Genomic DNA, 25,025 nt, shown 5'->3' on the forward strand with positions numbered 1-25,025 from the left:
GTATTCAAGCATCGGCCCCGAAACCCGCATGACACGTGAAACCCGGACAACTCCCCCCTCTTTGCCCTGCCCTGCGGGCTGACAGGCCTCGACTGGCCGGCCATCCCACCAAAAGTTCGGAAAGAAATGACTGAAAATCCTGTAGGACAATCGCCATCCACCTGCGCTGACTACGACTTCGCAATGCTGGGAAACGGCGCTCTGAACCCCGGTTTTCGGGGTTTCCGCTAGACCGTACAGTCACGTCCTACAGGCTTGTCACCCTAGGACTGACAGAAACGTGGCGCCATTAATCCGGAAATAGTGGCACTTTGTGTCCCCGTTTTCCCCTACAGACGTAGGACAAATGCATAGGCTTAAATCCCGCTCCAGATCGATTTCAAGGAGAAATGATTGGGTGGCGGCTTCACAGGTGCATGCACGGCAGACGATTCGGCAATGGCTTTAAATCAAGGATGACAAGGATATGAATCTGACCGGCAGTCTTCGCAACATGGACAACCCGCACTTCTATTGGCAGCTGGGCGAGTTGATCGCCAGCACGGGGAACGAGCGTTTCGCCACGAACATGTTTCAGTTGGTCGACACCCTGGTGCCGGTCAACCGGGTAGATCTCAGCGAATGGACACTCGACGAGCGCGAGGCCAGCGTGGTCGAGATCAAGGCATTGGGCAGCGCCGGTTTGCCGGATACCTTCCCGCCCCCGGATCCCCTGCAATGCCAGGACGATCATCCGCTGTTGCAGAAGATGATCGAGATGAATGACTCGCTGCTGATTCAACTCAAAGCTTCGCTGCAGCAACGACACCCGCACCGCAGCGTCCATCAGTGCAATCTGGTGTCACGCACCTCCAACCGCCGCTGTGTCATCTCGTTCTGTCGCCCTCACACGCACCGGGTGTTTTCCCTGCCGGAACTGTCGTTTCTCAAAAGCCTGTCCGACACCCTGCTGCCGTTGATCGAGCGTCACGCGCAGATCCGTCGGCAAATCGTCGCCCGACAACCGCGCCCGCTCCAGGCCGATCAGGAGCAGACACCGTTGCAACAGGTGTTCGACGAACGCCTGGCGCTGGGCGACATCACCCTGTCAGTGCGCGAGAAGGAAGTCTGCCTGGGCTTGCTGACCGGCGGCACCGTGCCGCAGATGGCCGAGCGGTTGCGGGTCAAGAACAGCTCGGTCGAGACCTACCTCAAGCGCGCGGCCGCCAAGCTCGGGGTCAGTGGTCGTCACGGTCTGGCGAAATGGATGGCCGGGGCCTGATCCGGCGTTTCTCTCATCATGGGCGCCCGGCGCCCGCTCTCATTCGTGAACGAGGCTGTTTGATGTCCAGGTTGCCGATCTCCCTGCTGTCCATGGCGTTGCTGATGGGCGGCTGCTCGCTGATTCCCGACTACCAGCAGCCCGCGTCGCCCAGTGCGGCGCAGTATCCGAAAGGCCCCGCCTACCCTGCGCCAACCCAGGCCACCAGCGCGGTCGAGGACTGGCGCGGATTGTTCAATGACCCGGCGTTGCAACAGTTGATTGAGAGCGCGCTGGTCAATAACCGCGACTTGCGAGTCGCCGCGCTGAACGTCGAGGCGTTCCAGGCGAAGTACCGCATTCAGCGCGCCGATCTGCTGCCGGCGGTCTCGGCCAATGCCAACGAACTGCGCCAGCGGGTGCCGGCGAGCGTGACCAAAACCAAAGCGGCGATCACGTCGACCTACTCCGCCAACCTTGGCATCAGCGCCTACGAACTGGATTTCTTCGGCCGGGTGCGCAGCCTCAGCGATCAGGCGTTGATGAGCTGGCTGGCCACCGAAGAAGCCCGGCGCAGTGCGCAACTGAGCCTGGTGGCCAACGTCGCCAATGCCTACCTGACCTGGCGCGCCGACCAGGAGTTGCTGGCCCTGGCCCGAGAAACCCTCGCTGCCGACGAGAAAAGCCTGCGCCTGACCACGCGCAACCGCGAGGCGGGCAAGTCCTCGGCGCTGGATCAGATCCAGGCGCAGACCAGCGTCGACAGCACCCGCGCCAGCCTCGCCCGCTATCAACGCCAGGTCGCCCAGGACTTGAACAGCCTGACGCTGCTGGTCGGCGCGCCGGTTCCTGAAACTCTGCCGGCACGTCCGCTGGACAGTGATCTGGTGGCGCAAGTGCCGGCCGGGTTGCCGTCGGACCTGTTGCAGCGCCGGCCGGACATTCTCCAGGCCGAATACAAGCTCAAGGCGGCCAATGCCAACATCGGCGCGGCCCGGGCGGCGTTCTTTCCCAGTGTCAGCCTGACCGCCAACGCCGGCACTTCCAGTCGCGACCTGTCGGGGCTGTTCAAGGGCGGTTCCGGCGCCTGGACGTTCCAGCCGCAGATCAACCTGCCGATCTTCAATGCCGGCAGCCTGCGCGCCAGTCTGGATTACGCGAAATTGCAGAAGGACATCAGCGTCGCCGAGTACGAAAAGACCATTCAGACCGCCTTCCAGGAAGTGTCCGACGGACTCGCGGCGCGCCAGACCTACCAGCAACAACTCCAGGCCCAGCGTGATCTGGTGCAGGCGACCCAGGACTATTACGACATGGCGCAGCACCGCTATCAGACCGGCGTCGACAGCAGCCTGACGTTCCTCGATGCCCAGCGTTCGCTGTTCAGCTCTCAGCAAGGCTTGATCACTGACCGATTGGCGCAACTGGTGGCGCAAGTGAACCTGTACACCGCGCTGGGCGGCAGCTGGAGCCCGGTTGAACCGTCGCCGCAATAACCGCAGGTCATGTTTTCTTACACCTTTTGTCGCCCGATCCGACATTGGTTGGTGATCAAAAACCGACCTGGCGGTTCATTTTGGTATCATGCGCCGCTTTTACGGTTAACCCCCCGCCTGTCTTGCTGACCGGCGGGCTGCAAAGGGCGGTATTAGATGACGGCTTTGTTGACTCGCCGCAAGGTGCTTGCGGGAATGGGCGTGCTTGGTCTGGGCCTGCTCGCCGGCTGCGACACCCGCGGCCAACTGTCGTACAAGTACGGCAAGGATCTGAGTGACAAGATCCTCGGACGCACCTTCAAGCTCAAGGACACCGAAGGCAACACCGTGTCGCTGTCGAGCTTTCGCGGCCTGATGCCGATGATCTTCTTCGGTTTCACCCAGTGCCCGGCCGTCTGCCCGACGACACTGGCCCGCGCGGCAAAAATCAAGAAGCTGATGGGCAAGGATGGCGACATCCTGCAAGTGGTGTTCATCACCCTCGACCCGGAACGCGACACGCCGCAAATCCTCGACGCCTACGTCAAGACCTTCGACCCAAGCTTCGTCGCCCTGTACGGCACCCTTGAGGAAACCAAGGCCACCGCCAAGGAATTCGACGTCTTCTACGAAAAAGTCCCTGCCGGCGACACCTACACCCTGTCGCACACGTCTACCAGTTATGTCTACGACACCCGCGGCAACCTGCGCGTGGGTCTGTCCCAATCGCTTTCTGCACAAGAGTGTACGGAAGACTTGCTTACCGTCATGGAGGTCTGCTGATGAACCCTTTTCTGAACAACATCAAACGTGCTGCTCTGGGCCTGTCCCTGCTGGGCCTGGCTTTCCAGGTTTCGGCGCAGACCAAGGTCGATGACGCCTGGGTCCGTGCAACCGTGCCAAACCAGTCGGCCAGCGGCGCGTTCATGACCGTCACCGCCGACAGCGACAGCAAACTGCTGAGCGTTGCATCGCCAGTGGCCAAGGACGTGCAGATTCACGAAATGACCATGAAGAACGACGTGATGAGCATGGGCCCGGTCAACTCGGTCGACCTGCCGGCCGGCAAGGCTGTGAAGTTCGATCCGAACGGCTACCACGTGATGCTGATGGGCCTGAACGGTCAACTGAAGGAAGGCGACAACGTGCCGCTGACCCTGACCGTCGAAAACGCCAAGGGCGAGAAACAAGCCATCGAAGTCCAGGCGCCGGTGCGCTCGCTGACCAACATGGAAGGCCACGATCACAGCAAGATGCATTGATCGCTGACTGACAGTTTTACGGCTTCAAAAACAAACGGGGCGGCATGATCGACGATCATGCCGCCCCGTTTGCATCTGGATGTCAGACCAGTTTCAACTCGACTTCGATATTGTTGCGCGTGGCCTTGGAGTACGGGCACACCTGATGCGCCGCATCCACCAGTTGCTGCGCCGCGCCGCGTTCCATGCCCGGCAGGCTCACATTGAGACGTGCCTGCAACAGATACCCTCCCGAGTTGGTGCCCAGGTCTACTTCGGCATCCACCGCCAGGTCCGCTGGCAGGCTGATTTTCTGCTGCCCCGCCACCGCTTTCATCGCGCCGATGAAGCACGCCGACCAGCCGGCAGCGAACAGTTGTTCCGGATTGGTCCCTCCGCCGTTGGAGCCGGGGGACGATAGCTTCACATCGAGAATCCCGTCGGAACTGCGCGACGCCCCGTCACGTCCGCCGGTGGTGTGGGTCTTTGCGGTGTAGAGGACTTTTTCGATCTGGCTCATGGCGATCTCCTGAATGAATAACAGCAGATTGTTCACTCGGCGCCTCCCGTCGCAGCCTTGAGGTGCGCCAACCCGTTTCACACAGCCCTCTCACTATAGACGCGGGTTTATTGCTCACCCGGGCAACGGACGTGCGGGCAACCGCCTTCGTTATCCGGCCAATGAATGCAGAGAAGTGATTGGGCACGACCCTTATGGAAAGCATGCTTTACATCGGAAATATCTTAAGCGACTATGTAAAGCGTCTTTTACATAGGAGTTTGGACATGAACCGATTCAACCGAGAGATGGCTGCGGCAATGGTTCTGTACGCAGTGGTGCTGCTGGCATCGCAATTCGCGTTGATTTATCTGGCGGATGCCAACGCTTACCTGCGCGGCGTCATCGTGCTGATGCCGATGATTCCGGTCGGCTTGTTCTGCTGGACGGTCGTACGCGACATGCGACGTCTCGACGAAATGTATCTGCGTATCCAGTTCGAAGCCCTCGGCTTTGCATTCGCCGCATCGGCCCTGCTGACCTTCACTTACGGTTTTCTGGAAACGGTGGGCGCCCCGCATATCCCGTGGTTGTGGGTCTGGCCGGTGATGGGCGCGATGTGGATGATCGGCCTGCGCATCGCCCGGCGCCGCTACCAATGAAGAACCGCCTCAAGGAACTGCGCGCCGAGCGCAAATGGTCACAGGTGGATCTGGCCGAACGTCTGAACGTTTCGCGCCAGACCATCAATGCGATTGAAAACGAACGCTACGACCCGAGCCTGCCTTTGGCGTTCCAGATTGCCCGGGCGTTCGAGATGCCGATTGAGAGCATCTTTGATGACTCGGTGAGTTGATACGAAAAGTCCGCCCGTCAGCACAGGCTGCCGGGCGGACTGTTCAACTCCCCGCCCCGCCATGCGCCTCTTCAAAGAAATAATCCTTCCAGCTGTCCGCCTTGTTTTTCAGCACACCCAGCTCCTGCAATTTCTCTGCATATATAAACGTGCGCTGCGGCACCACGGTGAAATCGATTTCCGGATCGGTAACGATTTTCTCCACCAGCGCCAACGGCAACTTCGACTGTTCAACACGAATGTAAGCTTGTGCGGCCGCAGGCTTGTCGGCCTTGATGATCTGCTCGGCCTCGACCAGTGCGTCGTAGAACGCCCTGTAGGTTTTCGGGTTTTCGTCGTGAAATTTTTCCGTGGTGTACAGCACGTTGAAGGTGGCCTGGCCGCCGAGCACATCGTAGGAACTCAGCACTTTATGCACGTTGGGATTCTGCAACGCCTGGTACTGGAATGGCGGACTGGAGAAATGTGCGTTGATTTCCGAGCCGCCGGCGATCAACGCGGCCGTGGCATCCGGGTGCGGCAGGCTGACGGAGATGTCGTCGAATTTCTTGTATTGGTCATTACCGAATTCTTTGGCCGTTTCGATCTGCAGCGTGCGGGACTGGAAACCCACGCCCGCCGCCGGCACGGCGATGCGATCCTTGTCGCTGAAGTCCTTGAGGGTTTTCACGTTCGGGTTATTGGTCAGCAGGTAGTTGGGCATCGAGCCCAGCGAAGCGATGGCCTTGACGTTCTGTTTGCCCTTGGTGCGATCCCACACAGTGAGCATCGGTGGCACGCCGGCCGAGACCACATCCAGCGATCCGGTCAGTAGCGCTTCGTTCATGGCGGTAGCGCCGGAAATGCTGTTCCAGTCGACCTTGATGTCCAGCCCCTGAGCCTTGCCGTGCTTCTCGATCAGGTGCTGATCGCGCACCACATCCAGAATCAGATAACCGATACCGAATTGCTGGGCGATGCTGATCTTGCCTTCGGCTTGAGCAGTGTTGCCGAGCAGAGCGCCAGCCAACGAAGCCGCCAGCAGCGTCAGTGCAGAACGTTTGAACGGTAGGGCCATGACAACCTCGCAGTGATTTTCTGGGAAATCTGTGAGGCCGGACTCTATCGCTATAAAAAACGAAATTTAAATACCGTTATCGCATATTGATATCATCTGAAAATCAGGCTTCCAGAAAAACCTGCAAGTCCGCTCCCAAGCCATCGAACACCGCTGAAACCCGTTGCACCCGGCGCATGTCCTGATGCATTGCAATCCACACATCCACCGTAAAGTCCACCTGACCGGGCAGGACTCGCACCAGTCCATGTCGCTGGGCCAGTTGCCGAAAACTCACGCCAATCCCCAGACCCGCGCGCAACGCCGCCCATTGCGCCAGATGATCATCGGTGCGGATGGCCGTGTGCTCTGCCGAACAATCGAAGCCGCGCGCACATAGAAACTCGATCTCGCCCCCATGACGATCCGGGCCGATCAGCGGAAACCGGCGCAAGTCCTCAGCCGTTTCAGGCACGCCCTGCTCCGCCAGCAATTCGGGTGTGGCGTAGAGGCCCACGTGCAGATCGCCGACCTTGCGCGCTACCACCGAAGCTTCGGTCGGACGGCGGATGCGCACGGCTACGTCGGCCTCCTGCTGTGAGAGGGTTTGCAGACGATTCGACACGTTCAATTCCAGCGCCAATTGCGGGTGTTGCTGACGCAGGCGGCGCAACATCGGCGGCAGGATCTCGACGCCCAACAGCTTGCCGGCGGTCAGGCGCACGGTGCCGCTGGTTTGCGCCACGTCAGCGGAAGCGGCGCGGTTGAAAGCATTGGCGGCCAGGGCCATGGCTTCGACGTGACCGATCAACTCCTTGGCAGTCTCGGTCGGCAACAGCCCCGAGGGTGAGCGAATGAACAGGCTGACGCCGACACTCTGCTCCAGCGCCTCAATCCGCCGCCGTGCCGTGGCCTGGGCAATGCCCAGCAAGCGCGCGGCGCCCGACAGACTGCCGGTGCGCAGTACCGCGAGAAAGGCGCGCTGGGTTTCCCAATGAAGTTGTGGAGCGTTCATACATTTCCTGTGAGCGGTTGGGCAGTTTTGGCCGATGTTCATTCACCGGGGTCTGCGGCATGCTGCGCGAGCATACCGCACGGGCCTTGCGCCCGGCATCGAACCCGCAGTTGAAGGAGCCTTGCCCATGACACTCACCGGCCAATGTCGCTGCAGTGCCGTCCGTTATCAGTTGAAGACCGAAGTGCCGCCGGCCATCTACGCCTGCCATTGCACGGATTGCCAGACCTGGAGCGGCAGTGCCTTTGCACTGCATGCCCTGCTGCCCACCGACGCCCTGACGCTGACCGGACCGTTGGCCACTTATGCCTACGATCTCAATGGGCAACACGCCGAACATCAGCTGTGCAGTGTCTGCCATACGCGTCTGTGCAACACCACCACGGCCGCACCGGGGATGAGCGTTCTGCGCGCCGGCACGCTCGATGAAAGCCGCTCACTGCAACCGATGGCACACATCTGGGTCAGTCACAAACAACCTTGGCTGACGCTGCCCGAGGGGCTGCCGAGCTGGCCGCAAAACCCGACCCCGCAGGCCTTCGGCGAAGCCCTCATGGCGTACGCTGGTTGAACCTGGTTCTGAGCCCGTCGGCGTTCGACGACAAGCGTTTCGCGGTGTCCACAAACGGCGTGACGATCAGGCTGTACACCGTCAGATAACGTGTGCGGTCTTGCTCGCCCGTGCCGAAGCGCAAGACTTCGGGTTTTGAAGTGGTGACGTACAACGTGCCGAACATCCAGTCCCACAGCGACAGGTTGATTGCGAAATTCTTGTTGAAATGTCGCGGCGCGTCGCTGTGGTGGATCTGGTGCTGGGCCGGGCTGTTGAGCACGTGTTCGACCTTCGGCCCGAACGACAGCCAGACATGGCTGTGCCGCAGATTGGCCCCCAGGCTGTTGATGATCAGTGCCAGCCACGTCACGCCGAACAGCGTGTAGCGGCTGACCTCCCCGCCACAGGCATACCAGACCACGCCGGCAAAAGCGCCAAGGCCGGCGGTGATGACGACTCGTTCGAAGATCGATTCGACGATGTGAATGCGGCTGGCGGTGGCCGGCACCAGCACCGGTGCCGAATGATGGACCTTATGAAATTCCCACAGAAAACGGGAATGAAAGGCGCGGTGAATCCAGTAGTGCAGGAAGTCCCTGAACACAAATACGCCGAGGCCGTAAAACAATGCGATCGAGGGATGATCCGAGACCTGCTCGCGGGCGCCCCAGAGCCGGTTAAAAAACTGCACGTAATCGCCCGAGCGCAGAATATGCGGATCGACCAGCGCCACGACCGGCAACACCAGCGCGACCCGCAGAATGCCCTTGATGAAGTAGTAGCGATAATCCAGCCACGCCGAGCGATGCCCATGCACGCGACCGCCGCCAAGGAACTGCCAGAAGGTTGGGGCCTCGGTCAGGCCTCGGGATTTTCTGTAGCGGAACAGACCATAGGCCACGCAATAGGAGGTGAAGATAAACACCACGCCGATGCGGCCATTCAGATCGAACAGGCTGAAGAACTGCTCGGCGACCGGTTCGATCAGCAGTCGGTGCAGATAAGCGTTGAGTTGCGTGAGGACATCCACGGAGGCAGGTCTCCATCAGAGGTCGGGCATTGTAAATCGCAACGTTTCGCAAATGCAGCGGAAAGGGATCAAAGGCGTAATAAACAGCCTGAAACAATTAATCCCCTGCTCCGGTACGCCGGAAAAAGCCTTCCGCCACCCCTGACATGAACGCAGGTCTGGGCCTCAGGCATTTCGCCGTGATCGCACAGCCGTTCGACAGCGGATCAGCTTCGCGTTTAAAAGGGCGATCAGACAGCCCACCCTTGGTATCATCGCGCACACTTTTATGACGGTTTGATGGCTGGAAGGTCTTTTTTGTGAGCGCTCTTTTTCAACGGCTTCGGCACCCCGACGCCCGTCTTCTCTCTCTGGTTTTTCTGGTACTGATCGTACCGGTGTGCCTGCGTGCGGCACTCGGCTGGTCGAGCCTGTTCGGCTATCTTTCCGACCTGGCCATCGGCAGCCTGCTGGTGGTCCTGCTGCATCGCCGGCCGTGGTGGCTGGGGCTGCCGGTGCTGGTGTTCTGGGGCTTGCTGGCAGTGGCGACAGCTGAACTGGTCAGCGCGGTCGGGCGCCTGCCCAATCCCCAGGACCTGCATTACCTGATCGACCCGCAATTCGTGGAGAACTCCACCGGCGGCGGTTTTGCCCATCCGGCGGTGGCCGGCACATTGCTGCTGGCCCTGCTGCTGTGGCTGGCGACGCAGTGGGCAAACCGCGCGACTCCCGCCCCGGCCCTGCCCCGCGCGGCGTGGACGGCACCGGTGTTGCTGTTCGCCGCCCATTGGGGCGCACAGAATCTCTCGCCGAGCGACGCCGACCCATGGCGCCTGTACAACCTGCCGCATCAGTTGCTCGCCGCGCAGGTCGCCGACGCACAAATGCAGGCCGAGGAATGGCTGGAAGGTGGCAGCGAAGCACCAGCGCCCTCGATGGCCGGACTCACCGACCTCGACCTGAATGGTCACTCGTTACTGGCAGCCAAAGGTCAGGCGCGCAATGTCCTGATCGTCACCGTCGAGGGCATTCCCGGCGCCTACATCCGCGCCAATCGCGAGGCGATCGGCAGCCATTATCAGGAAGACCTGATGCCCAAGCTCAGCCGCTGGGCCGAGCGCGGCATGAACACGCCGGACTACGTGCTGCACACGCACCAGACCATTCGCGGCCTGTACGCCATGCTCTGCGGCGATTACGACAAGTTGAACAACGGCACGCCCAAAGGCGTGGAAATGCTGACCCAGAACGAACGCAACCAGGCCTGCCTGCCGGCCCAGTTGCGCCAGAACGGCTTCAGCACTCACTACCTGCAAGGCGCCGGCCTGCGCTTCATGGCCAAAGACAAGATCATGCCGCACATCGGCTTCGATGCGACCCATGGCCTTGAGTGGTTCACCAACGCCAACTACCTGGAATTCCCGTGGGGCAAGGACGACAAGGCGTTCTTTGAAGGCGCGCTGGGTTACGTCGGCCAACTGAAGAAACAGAAAAAACCGTGGATGCTCACCCTGCTGACCGTCGGCACCCATCAGCCCTACTCCGCGCCGGATGAATACCTGCAACGCTACGACACGCCGAAACAGGCGGCCGTCGGCTACCTGGACGATGCACTGGACCAGTTCCTCAGTGGTCTCGAACGTCAGGGCGTGCTGAAAGACACGCTGGTGGTGATCACGTCGGACGAATCCCATGGCATCGATGGCGTGCGACTGGCGTCGTCCTGGGGATTCAACCTGACCCTGGCACCGGAGCAGACCCAGTTGCCGCACCTGAACGCCGGGGTCTACGGGCATGTCGATTTGAGCGCATCGATCCTCGATTACTTTGACCTGCCTGTCCCGGCAGCACTCAGTGGCCGCTCGCTGTTTCGCGACTACGATACCGGTCGCGAAATCATGTCGTTCACCAACGGCAAGCTGCGCTACCACGACGGCCACGGCATCCTGACCGAGTGCGACATGCCGCGACGCTGCCGCGCTTACGCGAGCGAAGGCTTCATCGCCGAAAGCGCCACCTTCAAGGGCAATGCCAGCGGCCAGAATGCCCGTCAGATTGCGGCCCGCGCCGATGCGCTGGACCTGTCGCTGCTGCGCACCCCGCTGAATCAGCGCTATCAGTTTGGCAGCGACAACATCATCCCGCTGCAAGCTCAGATCAAAGATGACTGGGCCGACAACCTGATCGGCGCGCAATACCTGGAAATGCCCAAGGGCTCACATACCCGCGTGCGCCTGACCGTGCGCTCGATGGATCCGCAGCAGGCAGCCTACATCCAGCTCAAGGCCAAGGAATTCGAACAGGACGTGCAACTCGGCCTGCCTTCGGAAATGGTCGCCACGGCGGAGCAGCCGCTGGAAATGGATTTCAGCTTCGACAACCCGCAACCGCGCAAGGCCTTCTCGTTCCATTTGCTGGGTTATGGGCTGGGGGCGGTGGAGGTCACGGACTTCAGCGTGATCACCGAGCTGCCGGGGCAACAGGATCTGCGGGAGGAACTCCCGGAAGACGACACCGCTCAGTCGAGCTGATGTCGACGCCAGCGTCGCGCGGTTCGCGGGACGCTGGCGCAAGATCGCGGGGAACGATCAGAACGTGGTGCGCAGCCCGACCTGAATGCTTCGCCCTTCTGCCGGCGCAATGTCGCGCAGGATCGAGCTGGCGTAGCGCACAGTCTGGTTGGTCAGGTTCTCGGCATTGACGAAGGCCAGCCATTTGCTCTGGCCGACATCAAAGTGATACCCCACATTCGCACCCAGCGTGGTGTAGCCATCGGTGCTGCTTTCATTGTCCGGCACCCGATGCTGGGAGCTGGCGTGCTCCACATCGATCCGCGCCTGCCAGCGATCCAGTTCCCAGAGCAGACCAGTGTTCAACCGCAGTGGCGCAATGCGCGGCAGATCCTGACCGTTGTCGAGGTTCTTGGCGCGGGTGTAGTCGCCCGACAATTCCAGCGCGAACTTGCCGTAGGCGCTCTCGCCGAGCTGCCAACGATCCTGGGCCTCGATACCGCTGAAGCGCGCACGGACACCGGAATAGGCGTATTCGGGAATTCCGCCCGCGTCCTCTTCCCCTTCGTCATTGAGCGTACGCCCGGTGCCGAGCAAGCCGATGTAATTGGAGAAGTGGCTGTAGAACACGCCCACGCTGCCCTTGTGCGTGCCATTGTCAAAACGCAGCGCCAGATCGCTGGAGACGGCTTTTTCCTTCGACAGGCCCGCATCTCCGACTTCATACGTACCGGTCGCGACGTGGGCGCCGTTGGCGTACAGCTCGTAGAACGTTGGCGCCCGTTCGGTGTAGCCCAGCGTGGCGGCGACCGACCAGATCGGCGTCAGTGTGTACACCGCGCCGGACGACAGGCTGCCGGCGGTGAAACTGCTGGAGCGGTCGGCATTGGCGAAACGCTCGTTGCCTTTGGCGTCCGGGTCGACCGTGGTGTGCTCCAGGCGTCCGCCGAGAGTGAACAGCAGACGATCCGTGGCTTGCAGCTCTTCCAGAACGAACAGTGCACCGGCGTTGGTGTCGGTCTGCGGCACGAAGGCTTCTTCGCCCAGCGCCGAGAATTCATTGCGACTGACCTGCGCGCCGATCACTCCGTTGAACGGCCCCAATGGCTGGTGCCGGGCTTCGACCCGCGCTTCGTAGCCCTTGTTCTTGAACGTGGTGCCCACCTCACCGCCCTCGATCTCTCGGTGCTGGTAATCGGTGTAGCCGGCGTCGAACTTGACCGAGCTGAACGGGCCGTCGAGGTTGCGGATTTCCGAGGCGAACGCGTAGTGCTCCTGCTGCATGCGAATCCGCACGTCGTCTTCGGCCGGTGAGCCGTAGTTGGAGTCGTAATTGCTGTACGACAGCCCCGCATAGCCGTCGTCCCAGGTGTAAGACCCGCCCACCGCGCCGCCGTCCTGACGACCGTCGCTATTGGCCAGACGATGCTTGCTGGAATCGCCATCGTCGCCCGCCCGTTCGCGGCTGCTTTTGGCGTAGCCGGGGATTTTCAGGTCATTGAACTCGCGGGCGCTGGCGTCCAGGTGCAAGGCGAACTGGCCGTTGCCGGCCTCGAGTTTCCCCGCGCTGCTGCGGGTGGTGTCGGCGCCGCCGTAGCGCAGCTCGCCGGCGCCGTGGATGCCGTCGATGGCTTCGGTCGGGATGCGGTTGTCGAAGGTGTTGACCACCCCGCCAATCGCGCTGCCGCCGTAGAGCAACGCGGCCGGGCCACGGACGATTTCGATGCGTTCGACGTTGACCGGATCCAGTGGCACCGCGTGGTCGTAGGACAGCGACGAGGCGTCGAGCGCGCCGACGCCGTTGCGCAGAATGCGAATGCGGTCGCCGTCCTGCCCGCGAATGATCGGGCGACTGGCGCCCGGCCCGAAGTAGGACGACGACACGCCCGGCTGTTTGTTCAGGGTTTCGCCCAGGCTGCCTTTCTGCTGCAGCGTCAGCTCATCGCCGCTCAACACAGTCGAGGGCGAAGCCAGGCTCTGGCTGCCCAGCGGATTGCCGGTGATGACTTGCGGTTGCAGTTCGAGGGGTTCGGCGGCGAATGCGGGCAATGCGATCAGCAACGCAGACGCCAACAGGCTTGGCTGGAAAGAGGGAAAACGGGAAGGCATTTCTAAATTCCGTAAGACAGAAAAGTAAGGATCGATGCCACTGCCACACGGACAGGTCAGTGACATCGATCAGATGAAATCATTTTTATGTTATACAATAACATTTCCAATGACCATCACGATTCTTGCCTCAATGCTTACAACAACCGCTCAAGCACGGGTCTTCCAAAGGAACGCCCGGTCATTTCCCCCGTTTCGGTCTGCCGTCATCGATGTCGTAGGTGTGCCCGATCACGTACCTTCCCAAAGGCACCGCGCCACGACTCTGCTCGTAATACTTCTGCCAGTAACAGGCCGTGCTCCAGATCGCTTCGGGGCAGGAAACCTTTGAAGCCAGGCCCGGCGTCAGGTCAAGTTGAGCGGCGGAAAACGCTACCTCCAGCATGCACGCCGAAGGGAAACCCATGTCTTCGTGCACCGGATTGGGGGTTCGCGAAACACCCCAGGCATACGCCAGCCATTTGAGAATGTGCTCCAGGGCATCGAGGCTGTTGCGATCGATCATGAACCTTTTCAGCTTCGACACCACGTCGCGCTGATCGACCGGAAACGCCAGCAACGCCAGATTCGGCCATTCGTCCTTGTTCGACAGAAACGCCAGATCCTCCTCCACCACACCGTTGCGCTCGGTCGCGAACGGTCTGGCCGGCTGGATCAAAGGCACGTGAAAGACCTTGGCGCCTGACAAGCCGTCATCCTTGATCTTGAGCAGAAAGCAGTCGGACCAATAGGACGGCAACCGGTCATTACGCAGGGCCGACTGGGCAATGCGCACCCGCGTGGCCAGTTGATCCTTGCCCCCGGCCAGCACGAGCAAGGTGGTTTTCTTCAGATCCGGCTGGCCGAGGTCCTTGAACGCACGCTCCAGCCACCCATCGTTACTCTCACTCCGGCGGCGCTCCTGCTCGACGATCTCCGGGTTGCGTCCGCTTCCACTGCGATTTTTCAACATGGTTTTTACCTCTTGAGTCGAACCTGTGCAAAACGTGGTCAATGCCGAGGGGTGAGACGAATCGTCTCCAGAGCGCGAGGCGACAGGTTGCCGCCATCCAGCGGGTACAAGGTGATGTTCATGTCGACACTGCCACCTCCCCGCAAAAAGTTGATCGTCAGGACGACGTTGCCTGAGTAATGGTCGACCCATTTCGTCTGGAAGCGTTTGGCGTCCAGATCCGTAACCGGTGGGTCGGCCTTGGTCGGCGGTCCATCGATCTGGCAAACCGGCGAGCTGACCACTTCAAACAGGCATTCCTGTCCGGTCTTGGTCCAGGTTGCTCTGGAGATGGTGCTGTAATGCACATCGCCACTGAGAAACACCACCGGGATGCCCGCCTCGCAGACCGTGCGCAGCACCCGAAGGATGATGCCGAACTGCGCGTAGCTCTGCAGATCCGAGTCCGCCCATTCGGAGTACCAGGGCGGTGCCTTGGAAAACAGCGTCTGTCCGGCGGCCAGTACGCCGATGGTCAGTTTGCCGGCGCGGTGATCGTTCAGCAGGTCGTTTTGCCACTGCACCAGATCGTCTTCGGTGGCCTTGCTCATCAAACCGTACCGGCCATCGTAAGCCCCGCCCGGATCGCGATCCGAACGAGTGTCGAGCAAAATCATGCGCAGCGGATCGACCTCGATTCGCTGCGCGCCCTGATGGGATGCGGGGTTACCGCCCAGTTGAAAGTCCTCATACAGATTGCGCCCGGCACTGGCGAGCATCTGCCGGCTCTGCGCGGTATAGGTGCAAGGCAGCCAGGGCGAGAAATGCGGCGCGTTGTTCCAGTATTCGTGATCGTCGGGAATGCAGGCCGTGGGCGCCAGTTGCAACAGCGGGTCCAGCCCGTTGATCTGCTTTTCCCTCGAGAGCCAGTGCTTAGCGTACTTGTCGCCCAGCATCCGCGAGAGCGCCGGTTCGTTTCCCGGAAGGTCTTCGTGCAGCGGCAAATCCAGGTACACCTGATCGCCGGCCAGCAACACCATATCCGGGCGCGACTTGAGGCGCGATTGCAGGCTGGCGAGCGCGCCTTTGTCGTTCTTCTGGTAATAACAGGAGGCCAGCAGCATTGTGAAACCGCCGGCAAACGGTTCAGTCACCCGGACGGGCATCTCCCGCAAGCGAACGGACGACGTTTCTCCCGCCAGGCTGACAACCACCACATGATCCCCGGGCCCCGGCGATTGCAGCTCGAAGACACCCTGATGATTGGCTGGACTGTTGCCGGAACCGGCCTGGCGCTGCTTGTCGCGCACCTCGAAGAACACCGCCGTGCCCACCGTCGCAGCCGGCGTACCGTCGATGGTGAAGCGGGGAACCGGCGGATTGATTACGCCAAAGGCACCCACCCAGACCCGGAATATCCCCGGTGGGCCAATCAAAGGACGGGCAGAGAGCATCATGCGAACCTCCTGGTCATCACGTCGGGTGTCCCGAACCGCGCTGCGTCTTGCTGATATCAGCGTAGTAGCAAATCCGTCGAAGCAACCGGTAAAAGACTTTGCCTATCAGGCACCAATAGTCGGCCTATTAGCTGACATTCCCAGTCGGGTCTAGCCTTACTAATCCGAAGTCGGCACGAGCCGGCCGCAGAAGACCTGATAAGGACCCGAACATGGCAAATGAATCGAAATGCCCGTTCAATCACGCCGCCGGCGGTGGCACGACGAACCGCGATTGGTGGCCGAATCAACTGAACCTGAAAATCCTGAGTCAGCACTCGCCCGCCTCCGATCCGCTGGGCAAGGACTTCGACTACGCCAAGGCTTTCAAAAGCCTGGATTTCCAGGCCCTGAAACGCGACCTGACGGCGCTGATGACCGACTCCCAGGACTGGTGGCCTGCCGACTTCGGCCACTACGGCCCGCTCTTCATCCGCATGGCCTGGCACAGTGCCGGCACCTATCGCACCGCTGACGGCCGTGGCGGCGCCGGCTCCGGCCAGCAACGCTTCGCCCCGCTCAACAGCTGGCCGGACAACGTCAGCCTCGACAAGGCCCGGCGCCTGCTGTGGCCGATCAAACAGAAATATGGCCGCAACATTTCCTGGGCCGACCTGATCGTCCTCACCGGCAACGTCGCGCTGGAATCCATGGGTTTCAAGACCTTCGGTTTCTCCGGCGGCCGGCCCGATGTGTGGGAGCCGGACGAAGACGTCTACTGGGGTTCGGAAAACAAATGGCTGGGCGGTGACACCCGTTACGGCAAACACCCCGAAGCCATGCAGGATCCGGGCGACGGCACGCTGGTCGCCGAACCCGCCGAGCACGGCCATGAACAGAGCCGCACCAACCAGGGCGAACGCAATCTGGAAAACCCGCTCGCCGCCGTGCAGATGGGCCTGATCTACGTTAACCCGGAAGGCCCCGAGGGCAATCCCGATCCGGTGGCCTCGGCCCGAGACATCCGCGAAACCTTCGCCCGCATGGCCATGAACGACGAAGAAACCGTCGCCCTGATCGCCGGCGGTCACGCCTTCGGCAAGACCCACGGTGCCGGCCCTGCCGATAACGTCGGGCCGGAACCGGAAGCCGCCGGCCTGGAAGAACAAGGCCTGGGCTGGAAAAGCACCTTCGGCACCGGCAAGGGTGGCGACACCATCACCAGCGGCCTGGAAGTGACCTGGACCACCACCCCGACCCAATGGAGCAACAACTACCTGGAAAACCTGTTCGGCTTCGAGTGGGAACTGACCAAGAGCCCGGCCGGCGCCCACCAGTGGAAACCGAAAAACGGCGCCGGGGCCGGCACCATTCCCCATGCTCATGACCCGAACAAGCGCACCGACCCGACCATGCTCACCTCCGACCTGGCCCTGCGCTTCGACCCGGCCTACGAGAAGATCTCACGGCGCTTCCTGGCCAATCCCGATCAACTGGCCGACGCCTTCGCCCGCGCCTGGTACAAGCTGATCCACCGCGATATGGGCCCGCTGTCACGCTATCTCGGCCCGGAAATGCCGCAGGAAGAGTTGCTGTGGCAAGACCCGATCCCCGAGGCCAACCATCCACTGGTCGACGACAGCGATATCAGGGCACTGAAAGGCAAAGTGCTGGCGTCGGGGCTGTCCGTTTCGGAACTGGTCTCCACCGCCTGGGCGTCCGCGTCCACCTTCCGTGGTTCGGACAAACGCGGCGGCGCCAACGGCGGACGTCTGCGTCTGGCACCGCAACGCTTCTGGCAGGCCAACCAACCCGAACAACTGGACAAGGTGCTCAAAGCCCTCGAAGGCATTCAGAACGAGTTCAACGCCGGGGCGTCGGGCAAGAAAGTCTCGCTGGCGGACCTGATCGTGCTGGCCGGCAATGCCGGGGTCGAACAGGCGGCGAAAAACGCCGGGCATTCGGTCACAGTGCCCTTCTCGCCCGGCCGTACCGATGCGACTCAGGAGCAGACCGACGTCGAGTCGTTCGGCTTCCTTGAACCGCACACCGACGGCTTCCGCAACTACGCCGCCAACACTTACCGCGTACCGGCCGAAGCGTTGCTGATCGACAAGGCACAACTGCTGACGCTCTCGGCGCCGGAACTGACGGTACTGGTCGGTGGCCTGCGCGTGCTGGACACCAACGTCGGCAAGACGAAGCACGGGGTGTTCACCGACAAACCCGGCACCCTGACCAACGACTTCTTCCGCAACTTGCTGGACATGGGCGTGGAGTGGAAACCAACGTCCAAAGCGGCGGATGAGTTCGAAGGTCGCGATCGCAAGACCGGCGGCGTGAAATGGACGGCAACCCGGGTCGATCTGGTGTTCGGTTCCAACGCGGTACTGCGCGCACTGGCGGAGGTGTATGCCAGTTCCGATGCGAAGGAACAGTTCGTCAACGACTTCGTTGCCGCGTGGGCGAAAGTGATGGACCTGGATCGGTTTGATCTGCGCCAATAAGGGCTTTTTACCCACCCACAAAAACGCCGCTCATTGAGCGGCGTTTTTTATTGCCCTGAAAAGACTTCAGGCAAGGCTTTTGCTGACCACCTCGTACACATCGCTGGACAACTGACCCGACGCCAGAATCCGCTCCAGCTCCGCTTTCATCAACGCCTGACGAGCGCTGTCGTACTTGCGCCAGCGAGTCAACGGCGCCAATTGGCGCGAAGCGATCTGCGGGTTGAAGCCGTTCAGCTCGATCACCAGATCCGCGAGGAAGCGATAGCCCGAACCATCCGCCGCGTGGAAGTTGATCAGGTTCTGCCCGGCGAAAGCGCCGACCAGTGCACGCACCTTGTTCGGGTTCTTGATGTTGAACGCCGGGTGCTGCATCAGGGCTTTGACCCGTGCCAGACCGCCCGGCAAGGTGCTGCCGGCCTGCACGCTGAACCACTGATCCATGACCAGCGGGTTGTCCTTGAAGTGCTCGGCGAAACTGGCCAGCGCCTTGGCCTTCTCGTCTTCGAACGGCGAGTTGACCAGCACCGCCAGCGCGGTGAGGCGCTCGGTCATGTTGTCACAGGCGTCGAACTGTTCCAGTGTTGCCGCCAGCACTTCTGGCTTGCCGCTGAGCATCAGGTACGACAGCGCGATGTTCTGCAGCGCGCGACGGGCGAAATGCTCGGCTTCGGCCACGTACGGGGTCTTTTTCGACAGCTCGCGGTTGGCCTGATAACGCTGCCACAGGGCTTCGAACAGGTTGTCCGCCAGTTGCTGACGAGCAAATTCGCGAGCGGTGTGGATCGCCTCGACATCGGCGGTTTCGCTGATTTCTGTCAGGTACGCCTCGCTTGGCAGCGAGAGCATTTCCGCGACCATCGCCTGATCCAGCGTCTGGTCAGCCAGCACAGTGCGCAGAGCGGAAATCAGACGTGGATCGAGCACCAGGCTTTCGCCCTTCTGCTGTTGGCCGATCAACTCTTGCAGCACCTGCACCGACAGTTGCTGACCGGCATCCCAGCGGTTGAAACCGTCGCTGTCGTGCTGCATCAGGAACATCAATTGGTCGCGGTTGTACGGGAAGCTCAGTTTCACCGGCGCCGAGAAACCACGCAGCAAGGACGGCAGCGGCTGTTCGGCGATGTCGACGAAGGTGAAAGTCTGCTCGGCTTCGGTTACCGAGATCACTCGGGTAGTGCCTTGGGCCGAGGCTTCGCCAGCCAGACGCAGGGCGATTTCATTGCCCTTGCTGTCGAGCAGACCCAGTTCCACCGGGATCACGAACGGCAGTTTTTCAACCTTGTCCGGGGTTTCCGGGCAGCTCTGGCGGAAGGTCAGGCTGTAGGTTTTCGCGGCGGCATCGTACGACTCGCTCACCGCCAGACGCGGCGTACCGGCCTGGCTGTACCAGCGCTTGAACTGGGTCAGGTCGACGCCGTTGGCATCTTCCATGGCCTTGATGAAGTCGTCGCAGGTCACGGCCTGGCCGTCATGACGTTCAAAGTACAGATCGCTGCCCTTGCGGAAGCCTTCGGCGCCCAGCAGGGTGTGGATCATGCCGACCACTTCCGAGCCCTTTTCGTACACGGTCAGGGTGTAGAAGTTGGAAATCTCGATGAAGCTGTCCGGGCGTACGGCGTGGGCCATGGGACCTGCATCTTCGGCGAACTGATGGGTACGCAGGTACGCCACGTCCTGAATGCGCTTGACCGTGGCCGAGTTCATGTCGGAAGAGAAACCGGCGTCGCGGAATACGGTGAAGCCTTCCTTCAGCGACAGCTGGAACCAGTCGCGGCAGGTCACGCGGTTGCCCGACCAGTTGTGGAAGTATTCGTGGGCGACGATCGCCTCGACCCGCTGATGCGCGGCGTCGGTGGCGGTTTCGGCGCGGGCCAGCACGGCGCTGGAGTTGAAGATGTTGAGGCCTTTGTTCTCCATGGCACCCATGTTGAAGTCGTTCACGGCGACGATCATGAAGATGTCCAGATCGTACTCGCGACCGTAGACCTCTTCGTCCCAGCGCATCGACTTCTTCAGGCTGTTCATGGCGTGCTGGCACTTGTCGATGTTTTCCGGCTCGACATAGATGCGCAGCGCCACGTTGCGCTCGGTCATGGTGGTGAAGCTGTCTTCAACGCACCACAAGTCACCCGCCACCAGCGCGAACAGGTAAGCCGGTTTCATGAACGGGTCTTCCCAGGTCGCCCAGTGGCGGCCGTCTTCGCCGGGGCCGCTGGCAATCGGGTTGCCGTTGGACAACAGCACCGGATAGCTGTGCTGCTCGGCGACCACGGTGGTAGTGAACTTGCTCATCACGTCCGGGCGGTCGAGGTAATAGGTGATCTTGCGGAAACCTTCGGCCTCGCACTGGGTGCAGAACATCGTGCCGGACTTGTACAGGCCTTCCAGTGCGGTGTTGGTTTCCGGGTGGATCCTGACGCTGGTGTCGACCGTGAAGGTTTCGCTGGCCGGCTGCAGGGTCAGGTGGTTCTCGGTCAGTTGGTAATCGTCAGCGCTCAGTTCCTGGTCTGCCAGGGTCACCGAGAGCAACTCCAGCTGCTGGCCATCGAGCACCAGCGGCGGCAGGCCCGGGCCACGGGCCGGGTTGCGGCGCATCACCAGTTGCGCGTGGACCAGACTGTGGTCCTCGAACAACTCGAAGGTCAGGTGTGTTTCATCGATCAGGTACTCGGGCGCCTGATAGTCCTTCAGGTAAATCATCTTCGGTTGTTCGGTGCGCATGCTGAAGTCCTTATTGATGCACGGCGAGCTGATAGGCCGTGTACTTGCGAATGTTGATCACGCCGGTGTCGAAGATCAGGTACTGACCCTTGATCCCCAACAGCGTGCCTTCGGCAATCGGGTTCTTGTCCAGGTTGAAGCTGACGATCTTGGCCGGGTACTGCTCGACCGGGTAACGGATTTCCAGCGGCTCGACGTCGGTCACCGGCTGAATCGCCTGCAGACCGAAACGTTCCTGCAAGCCTTGCAGACCTTCGGCGCAGCTGTCGAACAGTTGATCGCGCACCTGCTCCAGATCCACCGCCGCTGCGTCGCCCTTGAGCAAGGCGCGCCAGTTGGTCTTGTCGGCCACCTGACTGCGGAACAGGTCTTCGACGAAACCGGACTGCTGCCGCGTGGCGACGCGCATGATCGGCAGCGCCTGACTGGCACCCTGATCGAGCCAGCGGGTCGGCAGCTGGGTGGCGCGGGTGATGCCGACCTTGATCCCCGACGAATTGGCCAGGTAGACAACGTGGTCGGTCATGCAGAACTTCTCGCCCCACTCCGGTTCCCGGCAGGTACCGGCGTCAAAGTGGCAGCGCTCCGGACTCATGATGCACACGTCGCACTGGGCCAGTCTGGTCATGCACGGGTAGCAATAACCCTGACTGAAACTGGTCTTGGTCTTGCGCCCGCAATGGGTGCAGTGAATCGCCCCCAGATATTCCAGACGCACCGTCGTGCCGATCAACGGGTTGACCGGCACCTCGACGTCATCCAGACGAAACGCGTATTGCACGTTCGGCCCGTCCAGGCGCGCCGACATTTTGCTGATTGCACCGCGGCCAATCTCGATCAATGGATGGCGTCCGACTTGAACAGGATGTTCGGCACTTCGATCGACTTCGACGCGCACTCCTGCGGGCCCATGTAACCGGTGCGTTCTTCCTCGGGCAGGTTCTGCATTTCCCAGGCGATCATCGCCTGCAACGACAGTTCACGCTGCTCGGCGGTGAGTTTGCCGCCGTCGGACCATTTGCCGATCTCTACGGCCAGTTTCAGGCTCTGGTAGATATCCGGGGTGATGTTCTTGATCAGGTCGTTAAAAGAGGACATCAGGGTCTCCGTGCTCTTTATCCAAAAAATTCAGGCGGCCAGTTTACGGCGGTTATACAAGCCGCCCAACAAACCGGTGAAGCATCCGATGAGTAACCCGCCGACGTGGGCGGCGTTGGCGATTTCGCCGAAGCCGATCATCGAGATCAGCCCGGACATGCACACCAGCAACCACACCAGCATCATCACCAGCACGCCGCGCGGCAGGCGATAGGCCGGGTTCGGCGCCAGCAACTGGAAGATCCAGCAGTGACCGAGCAAGCCGTAAAGGACGCCGGACAGACCGCCGAACAGGCTCGGGCCGCTCCACGCAAACTGCGCATAGTTCGACACCAGACTGAAAAGCAACGTCAGGCCGATCAGGTTGACGCTGCCCTGGCGCGACTCGATACGCCGCCCCAGTTCCCAGTACCACATGCCGTTCATGGCCAGGTGCAGGATGCCGAAGTGAATCAGCATCGGCGTGAACAGACGCCACCACTGCCCCGCCGCCAGGCTGTCGGCCAATGGCGTGAAGTGGATGTAGTCGCCGATTACGCGAAAATCGAGGAAGGTCAGCCAACGCATCGTGTCGAGGTTGTCGCCCAGATACGTCAGCCCGCCGACCAGCAGGCTCAACAACAGAATGAACCCGGTGGCCTTGGCGTGTTTCAGTTGTTCGGCGAAGCTCGGACGCTTGAACGTCGGCGCTACCGGAATATCCAGTTGCTGCTCCGGGTCACCTGCCGGGAAGCGCTCGTACAGCGAGCGCACGTCATCGCTGATTTCCGACGGCACCCACAGCACTTGCTCGCCCGACTCTTCGCTGACGCGGTGAGGCACCTGCATCCGTTGCAGCAGTTTGACGAAACCGCTCAGGTCCGCCGCCAATGGCAGACGCAATACCGCTACCGCGCTCATCGCAGCACCTCCGGCCGCTCGACATCGACCCAGACAAATTTATGCGGATCGAGGCGGGTTTCCTGATCCAGACGATAGGCCACCAGTTTGCCGTAGAGCACCGCGCTGTAATCCAGGCACGCGAGGTTCGGGCGGATCGGCGCCGGTTTGCCGCTGCGCCAGTAGTGGCCGACGAACAGCAACGGCTCATCGACGCCATAACGCAGCAGGGAATTCTTTTCGCTGGACGTCAGCGGCTTCTGCGCCACCGGCTCCGGCAGTGCGTCGGGCTGGAACACGATGTCGCCGTAGGTCTGCGGGTCGTCTTCCCAGAACTTGGTGCGGAAGAACGAACGCACCAGGCCGTCGCCGCTGGTCATGGTCAGGCCATCGGGCAGGCGCATGTCGGTGCCGCGCAGCAGGCGATCGAACACAGTGCAGGCGAAACTGCCCGGCACGGCCGACGCCTGGAGGAAGTGTTCATCGATGCAGCCATCGGGGAACAGCGCGCGCAACGGCTCGATCAGGCCGGCATCCCAGCAGGCATGCACGACCCGGAAGCGTCCGGCGTCGACGAACAGCGGCAGTTTGTAGAACCACTGCTGGAAGTCGTGCCAGTCGCCAGGATGGTCTTCGAACTGGGTCAGAGTTTCGTGCAGCAGACGAGCATGGCGCGGCGTGTGCTCACGCACGAACTGCTTGCCGCTGCCCGGAGGCGCCGGCGTGCTCCAGCCCAGCGCGTTGAACTCGTGGTTGCCCATGATGCACAGCGCCTGACCGGCCTCGACCATGTCGTGGACGATGTGCAGCGCCTCGCGAATCCGCGGGCCACGGTCGATGATGTCGCCGACGAACACCGCCATACGCGAGGGGTGCCGCCAGACGCCTGCCTGTTTGTGATAGCCGAGCCGGTCGAGCAGGTGCTCAAGGGTCAGAGCGCAACCGTGCACGTCACCGATCAGATCGTAACCACGCGCGGGATCGAGCATCACTCGCCTCCACCCCCCAAGCGGCTGCCCCAGCCGAGCTTGGTACGGCACACTTCGTAATAGTTGTGGTCGAGCGGATGGATCAGCCGCAGCTTCTGCGCTTTCTTGCTGACAGTGATGGTGTCGCCCGGCGCGCAGGTGAAGTGGTTCTGCCCGTCACAGGAAACTTGCGGGTAAATCTGCATATCTTTGGACACGACGATTTTCAGCTCACTGTTGCCATCGACCACAATCGGCCTGCTGGACAACATATGGGGATACATCGGCACGATCACAATGGCGTCGAGCTTGGGATGCATGATCGGGCCACCGGCCGACAGCGCATACGCCGTGGAACCGGTCGGTGTGGCGACGATCAGGCCGTCGGCTTTCTGGCTGCAGACGAACTGCCCGTCGATATACAGCTCGAATTCGATCATCCGTGTCGACTTGCCGGGGTGCAGCACCACGTCGTTCAGCGCGTCGCCCTGGCCGATGGCTTCGCCGTGGCGGCGAACTTCGGCTTGCAGCAGGAAGCGGTTTTCCACCAGATAATGGCCGTCAAGCACCTTGGCGACTTCGACTTCCAGCTCATCGGGACGTATATCGGTCAGAAAGCCAAGGCTGCCACGGTTGATGCCCAGTACCGGAATATTGTGTTTGGCCAGTGCCCGGGCGGCGCCGAGCAGGCTGCCGTCACCGCCGACGACGATGACCATGTCACAGACTTCGCCGAGCATCTTGCGCGAGGAAGTTTGCAGGCCATGACCGGGCAGGACTTCGGCGATCGTGTCTTCGAGGATCACATGCAGGTGACGATCGAGCAGAAACCGTTTCAGTCGGCGGACGGTATCCAGCACCTGGGAACTGCCCAGGCGACCGATGATGCCGATATTACGAAATTGCTCCATGGGACTCCTGCGGGGGGCTGCAACGGCG

Annotated in this window: 22 protein-coding genes; 9 read left to right on the forward strand and 13 right to left on the reverse strand. The window is 61.3% G+C overall.

Features of this window, described 5'->3' with window-relative positions; all coding sequences use genetic code 11:
- The first annotated feature begins 466 nt into the window (after positions 1-466).
- The 4 genes from AC1RMX_RS25235 to AC1RMX_RS25250 all read left to right on the forward strand — a co-directional run bounded on the left by AC1RMX_RS25235 (position 467) and on the right by AC1RMX_RS25250 (position 3,977).
- On the forward strand, positions 467-1,261 hold the full coding sequence (locus AC1RMX_RS25235) for a helix-turn-helix transcriptional regulator (protein ID WP_096820562.1): 795 nt from the start codon (positions 467-469) through the stop codon (positions 1,259-1,261).
- A gap of 62 nt (positions 1,262-1,323) precedes the next feature.
- Entirely contained in the window at positions 1,324-2,736 is a 1,413-nt protein-coding gene (locus AC1RMX_RS25240) for an efflux transporter outer membrane subunit (RefSeq protein ID WP_493073381.1), read from the forward strand.
- Between the two features lie 156 nt (positions 2,737-2,892).
- Positions 2,893-3,498, forward strand: a complete 606-nt coding sequence (locus AC1RMX_RS25245; RefSeq protein ID WP_096820560.1) for an SCO family protein — start codon at positions 2,893-2,895, stop codon at positions 3,496-3,498.
- Entirely contained in the window at positions 3,498-3,977 is a 480-nt protein-coding gene (locus AC1RMX_RS25250; protein ID WP_096820559.1) for a copper chaperone PCu(A)C, read from the forward strand. The genes AC1RMX_RS25245 and AC1RMX_RS25250 overlap by 1 nt, the downstream gene beginning before the upstream one ends.
- Before the next feature lie 82 nt (positions 3,978-4,059).
- Here the strand turns inward: AC1RMX_RS25250 and AC1RMX_RS25255 are convergent, their stop codons facing one another.
- On the reverse strand, positions 4,060-4,476 hold the full coding sequence (locus tag AC1RMX_RS25255) for an organic hydroperoxide resistance protein (protein WP_096820709.1): 417 nt from the start codon (positions 4,474-4,476) through the stop codon (positions 4,060-4,062).
- A gap of 266 nt (positions 4,477-4,742) precedes the next feature.
- Here AC1RMX_RS25255 and AC1RMX_RS25260 point away from each other — a divergent pair, with 266 nt between their 5' ends.
- Positions 4,743-5,117, forward strand: a complete 375-nt coding sequence (locus AC1RMX_RS25260) for a hypothetical protein (protein ID WP_096820558.1) — start codon at positions 4,743-4,745, stop codon at positions 5,115-5,117.
- Positions 5,114-5,311 carry a helix-turn-helix transcriptional regulator gene (locus AC1RMX_RS25265; RefSeq protein WP_096820557.1) on the forward strand — a complete coding sequence of 66 codons (198 nt, stop codon included), beginning with the start codon at positions 5,114-5,116 and terminating at the stop codon, positions 5,309-5,311. Before AC1RMX_RS25260 ends, AC1RMX_RS25265 begins: the two co-directional genes overlap by 4 nt.
- A 43-nt stretch (positions 5,312-5,354) precedes the next feature.
- On the opposite strand, the gene AC1RMX_RS25270 is transcribed toward AC1RMX_RS25265, so the two are convergent.
- Together AC1RMX_RS25270 and AC1RMX_RS25275 are read right to left on the reverse strand one after the other, a co-directional pair.
- Positions 5,355-6,368, reverse strand: coding sequence for an ABC transporter substrate-binding protein (locus tag AC1RMX_RS25270; RefSeq protein ID WP_493073382.1), 1,014 nt, complete (start codon positions 6,366-6,368; stop codon positions 5,355-5,357).
- 103 nt (positions 6,369-6,471) lie between these two features.
- Positions 6,472-7,362 carry a LysR family transcriptional regulator gene (locus tag AC1RMX_RS25275; protein ID WP_493073383.1) on the reverse strand — a complete coding sequence of 297 codons (891 nt, stop codon included), beginning with the start codon at positions 7,360-7,362 and terminating at the stop codon, positions 6,472-6,474.
- A 127-nt stretch (positions 7,363-7,489) separates the two neighbouring features.
- Between AC1RMX_RS25275 and AC1RMX_RS25280 the strand changes: the two genes are divergently transcribed.
- A complete protein-coding gene (locus AC1RMX_RS25280) occupies positions 7,490-7,933 on the forward strand; it encodes a GFA family protein (RefSeq protein ID WP_096820554.1) in 444 nt (147 codons plus the stop codon).
- Here the strand turns inward: AC1RMX_RS25280 and AC1RMX_RS25285 are convergent.
- Positions 7,914-8,945 carry a sterol desaturase family protein gene (locus AC1RMX_RS25285; RefSeq protein WP_493073385.1) on the reverse strand — a complete coding sequence of 344 codons (1,032 nt, stop codon included), beginning with the start codon at positions 8,943-8,945 and terminating at the stop codon, positions 7,914-7,916. The two genes, AC1RMX_RS25280 and AC1RMX_RS25285, sit on opposite strands and share 20 nt — an antisense overlap.
- Positions 8,946-9,244: 299 nt before the next feature.
- On the opposite strand from AC1RMX_RS25285, the gene AC1RMX_RS25290 reads away from it, so the two are divergent.
- Positions 9,245-11,455 (forward strand): LTA synthase family protein, encoded by a 2,211-nt coding sequence (locus AC1RMX_RS25290; protein WP_493073386.1) that lies wholly within the window; start codon positions 9,245-9,247, stop codon positions 11,453-11,455.
- 57 nt (positions 11,456-11,512) lie between these two features.
- Here the strand turns inward: AC1RMX_RS25290 and AC1RMX_RS25295 are convergent, their stop codons facing one another.
- From AC1RMX_RS25295 to AC1RMX_RS25305, 3 genes are all read right to left on the reverse strand, one after another.
- Positions 11,513-13,543, reverse strand: coding sequence for a TonB-dependent receptor (locus tag AC1RMX_RS25295; protein WP_493073387.1), 2,031 nt, complete (start codon positions 13,541-13,543; stop codon positions 11,513-11,515).
- Between the two features lie 181 nt (positions 13,544-13,724).
- Complete coding sequence (locus AC1RMX_RS25300; RefSeq protein WP_096820550.1) at positions 13,725-14,495, reverse strand: hypothetical protein; 771 nt, start codon at positions 14,493-14,495, stop codon at positions 13,725-13,727.
- Positions 14,496-14,533: 38 nt separating this feature from the next.
- Positions 14,534-15,931 carry an alkaline phosphatase D family protein gene (locus AC1RMX_RS25305; protein WP_493073388.1) on the reverse strand — a complete coding sequence of 466 codons (1,398 nt, stop codon included), beginning with the start codon at positions 15,929-15,931 and terminating at the stop codon, positions 14,534-14,536.
- 212 nt (positions 15,932-16,143) lie between these two features.
- Here AC1RMX_RS25305 and katG point away from each other — a divergent pair, with 212 nt between their 5' ends.
- A complete protein-coding gene (gene katG, locus AC1RMX_RS25310; protein ID WP_493073389.1) occupies positions 16,144-18,417 on the forward strand; it encodes a catalase/peroxidase HPI in 2,274 nt (757 codons plus the stop codon).
- Between the two features lie 66 nt (positions 18,418-18,483).
- Here katG and pepN read toward each other — a convergent pair whose 3' ends face one another.
- Genes pepN through AC1RMX_RS25340 form a run of 6 tightly spaced genes read right to left on the reverse strand, consistent with a single transcriptional unit; the run spans position 18,484 to position 24,997 of the window.
- Positions 18,484-21,141, reverse strand: coding sequence for an aminopeptidase N (gene pepN / locus AC1RMX_RS25315; protein ID WP_096820547.1), 2,658 nt, complete (start codon positions 21,139-21,141; stop codon positions 18,484-18,486).
- A gap of 10 nt (positions 21,142-21,151) precedes the next feature.
- Positions 21,152-21,982 carry a DUF2797 domain-containing protein gene (locus AC1RMX_RS25320; RefSeq protein ID WP_493073391.1) on the reverse strand — a complete coding sequence of 277 codons (831 nt, stop codon included), beginning with the start codon at positions 21,980-21,982 and terminating at the stop codon, positions 21,152-21,154.
- The gene (locus AC1RMX_RS25325; RefSeq protein WP_007956913.1) at positions 21,979-22,239 is read right to left on the reverse strand and encodes a YeaC family protein; all 261 of its coding nucleotides are present in this window, start codon (positions 22,237-22,239) and stop codon (positions 21,979-21,981) included. The genes AC1RMX_RS25320 and AC1RMX_RS25325 overlap by 4 nt, the downstream gene beginning before the upstream one ends.
- 30 nt (positions 22,240-22,269) lie before the next feature.
- Positions 22,270-23,139, reverse strand: coding sequence for a rhomboid family intramembrane serine protease (locus tag AC1RMX_RS25330; RefSeq protein WP_102621882.1), 870 nt, complete (start codon positions 23,137-23,139; stop codon positions 22,270-22,272).
- On the reverse strand, positions 23,136-24,110 hold the full coding sequence (locus AC1RMX_RS25335) for a metallophosphoesterase (RefSeq protein ID WP_371858325.1): 975 nt from the start codon (positions 24,108-24,110) through the stop codon (positions 23,136-23,138). The genes AC1RMX_RS25330 and AC1RMX_RS25335 overlap by 4 nt, the downstream gene beginning before the upstream one ends.
- Positions 24,107-24,997: an NAD(+) kinase gene (locus AC1RMX_RS25340; RefSeq protein WP_085733063.1), complete on the reverse strand. Its 891-nt coding sequence runs from the start codon at positions 24,995-24,997 to the stop codon at positions 24,107-24,109. Before AC1RMX_RS25340 ends, AC1RMX_RS25335 begins: the two co-directional genes overlap by 4 nt.
- Between the last annotated feature and the right edge of the window lie 28 nt (positions 24,998-25,025).

It is taken from the genome of Pseudomonas sp. GW822-FHT03F04, from assembly GCF_058801405.1.

Excerpts from the sequence above, each read along its gene's own strand:
- AC1RMX_RS25330 (WP_102621882.1), bottom strand. The coding sequence starts at position 23,139 with ATGAGCGCGGTAGCGGTATTGCGTCTGCCATTGGCGGCGGACCTGAGC.
- AC1RMX_RS25235 (WP_096820562.1), top strand. The coding sequence starts at position 467 with ATGAATCTGACCGGCAGTCTTCGCAACATGGACAACCCGCACTTCTAT.
- pepN (WP_096820547.1), bottom strand. The coding sequence starts at position 21,141 with ATGCGCACCGAACAACCGAAGATGATTTACCTGAAGGACTATCAGGCG.
- AC1RMX_RS25240 (WP_493073381.1), top strand. The coding sequence starts at position 1,324 with ATGTCCAGGTTGCCGATCTCCCTGCTGTCCATGGCGTTGCTGATGGGC.
- AC1RMX_RS25270 (WP_493073382.1), bottom strand. The coding sequence starts at position 6,368 with ATGGCCCTACCGTTCAAACGTTCTGCACTGACGCTGCTGGCGGCTTCG.
- AC1RMX_RS25255 (WP_096820709.1), bottom strand. The coding sequence starts at position 4,476 with ATGAGCCAGATCGAAAAAGTCCTCTACACCGCAAAGACCCACACCACC.
- AC1RMX_RS25325 (WP_007956913.1), bottom strand. The coding sequence starts at position 22,239 with ATGTCCTCTTTTAACGACCTGATCAAGAACATCACCCCGGATATCTAC.
- AC1RMX_RS25265 (WP_096820557.1), top strand. The coding sequence starts at position 5,114 with ATGAAGAACCGCCTCAAGGAACTGCGCGCCGAGCGCAAATGGTCACAG.
- AC1RMX_RS25245 (WP_096820560.1), top strand. The coding sequence starts at position 2,893 with ATGACGGCTTTGTTGACTCGCCGCAAGGTGCTTGCGGGAATGGGCGTG.
- AC1RMX_RS25295 (WP_493073387.1), bottom strand. The coding sequence starts at position 13,543 with ATGCCTTCCCGTTTTCCCTCTTTCCAGCCAAGCCTGTTGGCGTCTGCG.
- katG (WP_493073389.1), top strand. The coding sequence starts at position 16,144 with ATGGCAAATGAATCGAAATGCCCGTTCAATCACGCCGCCGGCGGTGGC.
- AC1RMX_RS25260 (WP_096820558.1), top strand. The coding sequence starts at position 4,743 with ATGAACCGATTCAACCGAGAGATGGCTGCGGCAATGGTTCTGTACGCA.
- AC1RMX_RS25275 (WP_493073383.1), bottom strand. The coding sequence starts at position 7,362 with ATGAACGCTCCACAACTTCATTGGGAAACCCAGCGCGCCTTTCTCGCG.
- AC1RMX_RS25305 (WP_493073388.1), bottom strand. The coding sequence starts at position 15,931 with ATGATGCTCTCTGCCCGTCCTTTGATTGGCCCACCGGGGATATTCCGG.
- AC1RMX_RS25250 (WP_096820559.1), top strand. The coding sequence starts at position 3,498 with ATGAACCCTTTTCTGAACAACATCAAACGTGCTGCTCTGGGCCTGTCC.
- AC1RMX_RS25280 (WP_096820554.1), top strand. The coding sequence starts at position 7,490 with ATGACACTCACCGGCCAATGTCGCTGCAGTGCCGTCCGTTATCAGTTG.
- AC1RMX_RS25300 (WP_096820550.1), bottom strand. The coding sequence starts at position 14,495 with ATGTTGAAAAATCGCAGTGGAAGCGGACGCAACCCGGAGATCGTCGAG.
- AC1RMX_RS25340 (WP_085733063.1), bottom strand. The coding sequence starts at position 24,997 with ATGGAGCAATTTCGTAATATCGGCATCATCGGTCGCCTGGGCAGTTCC.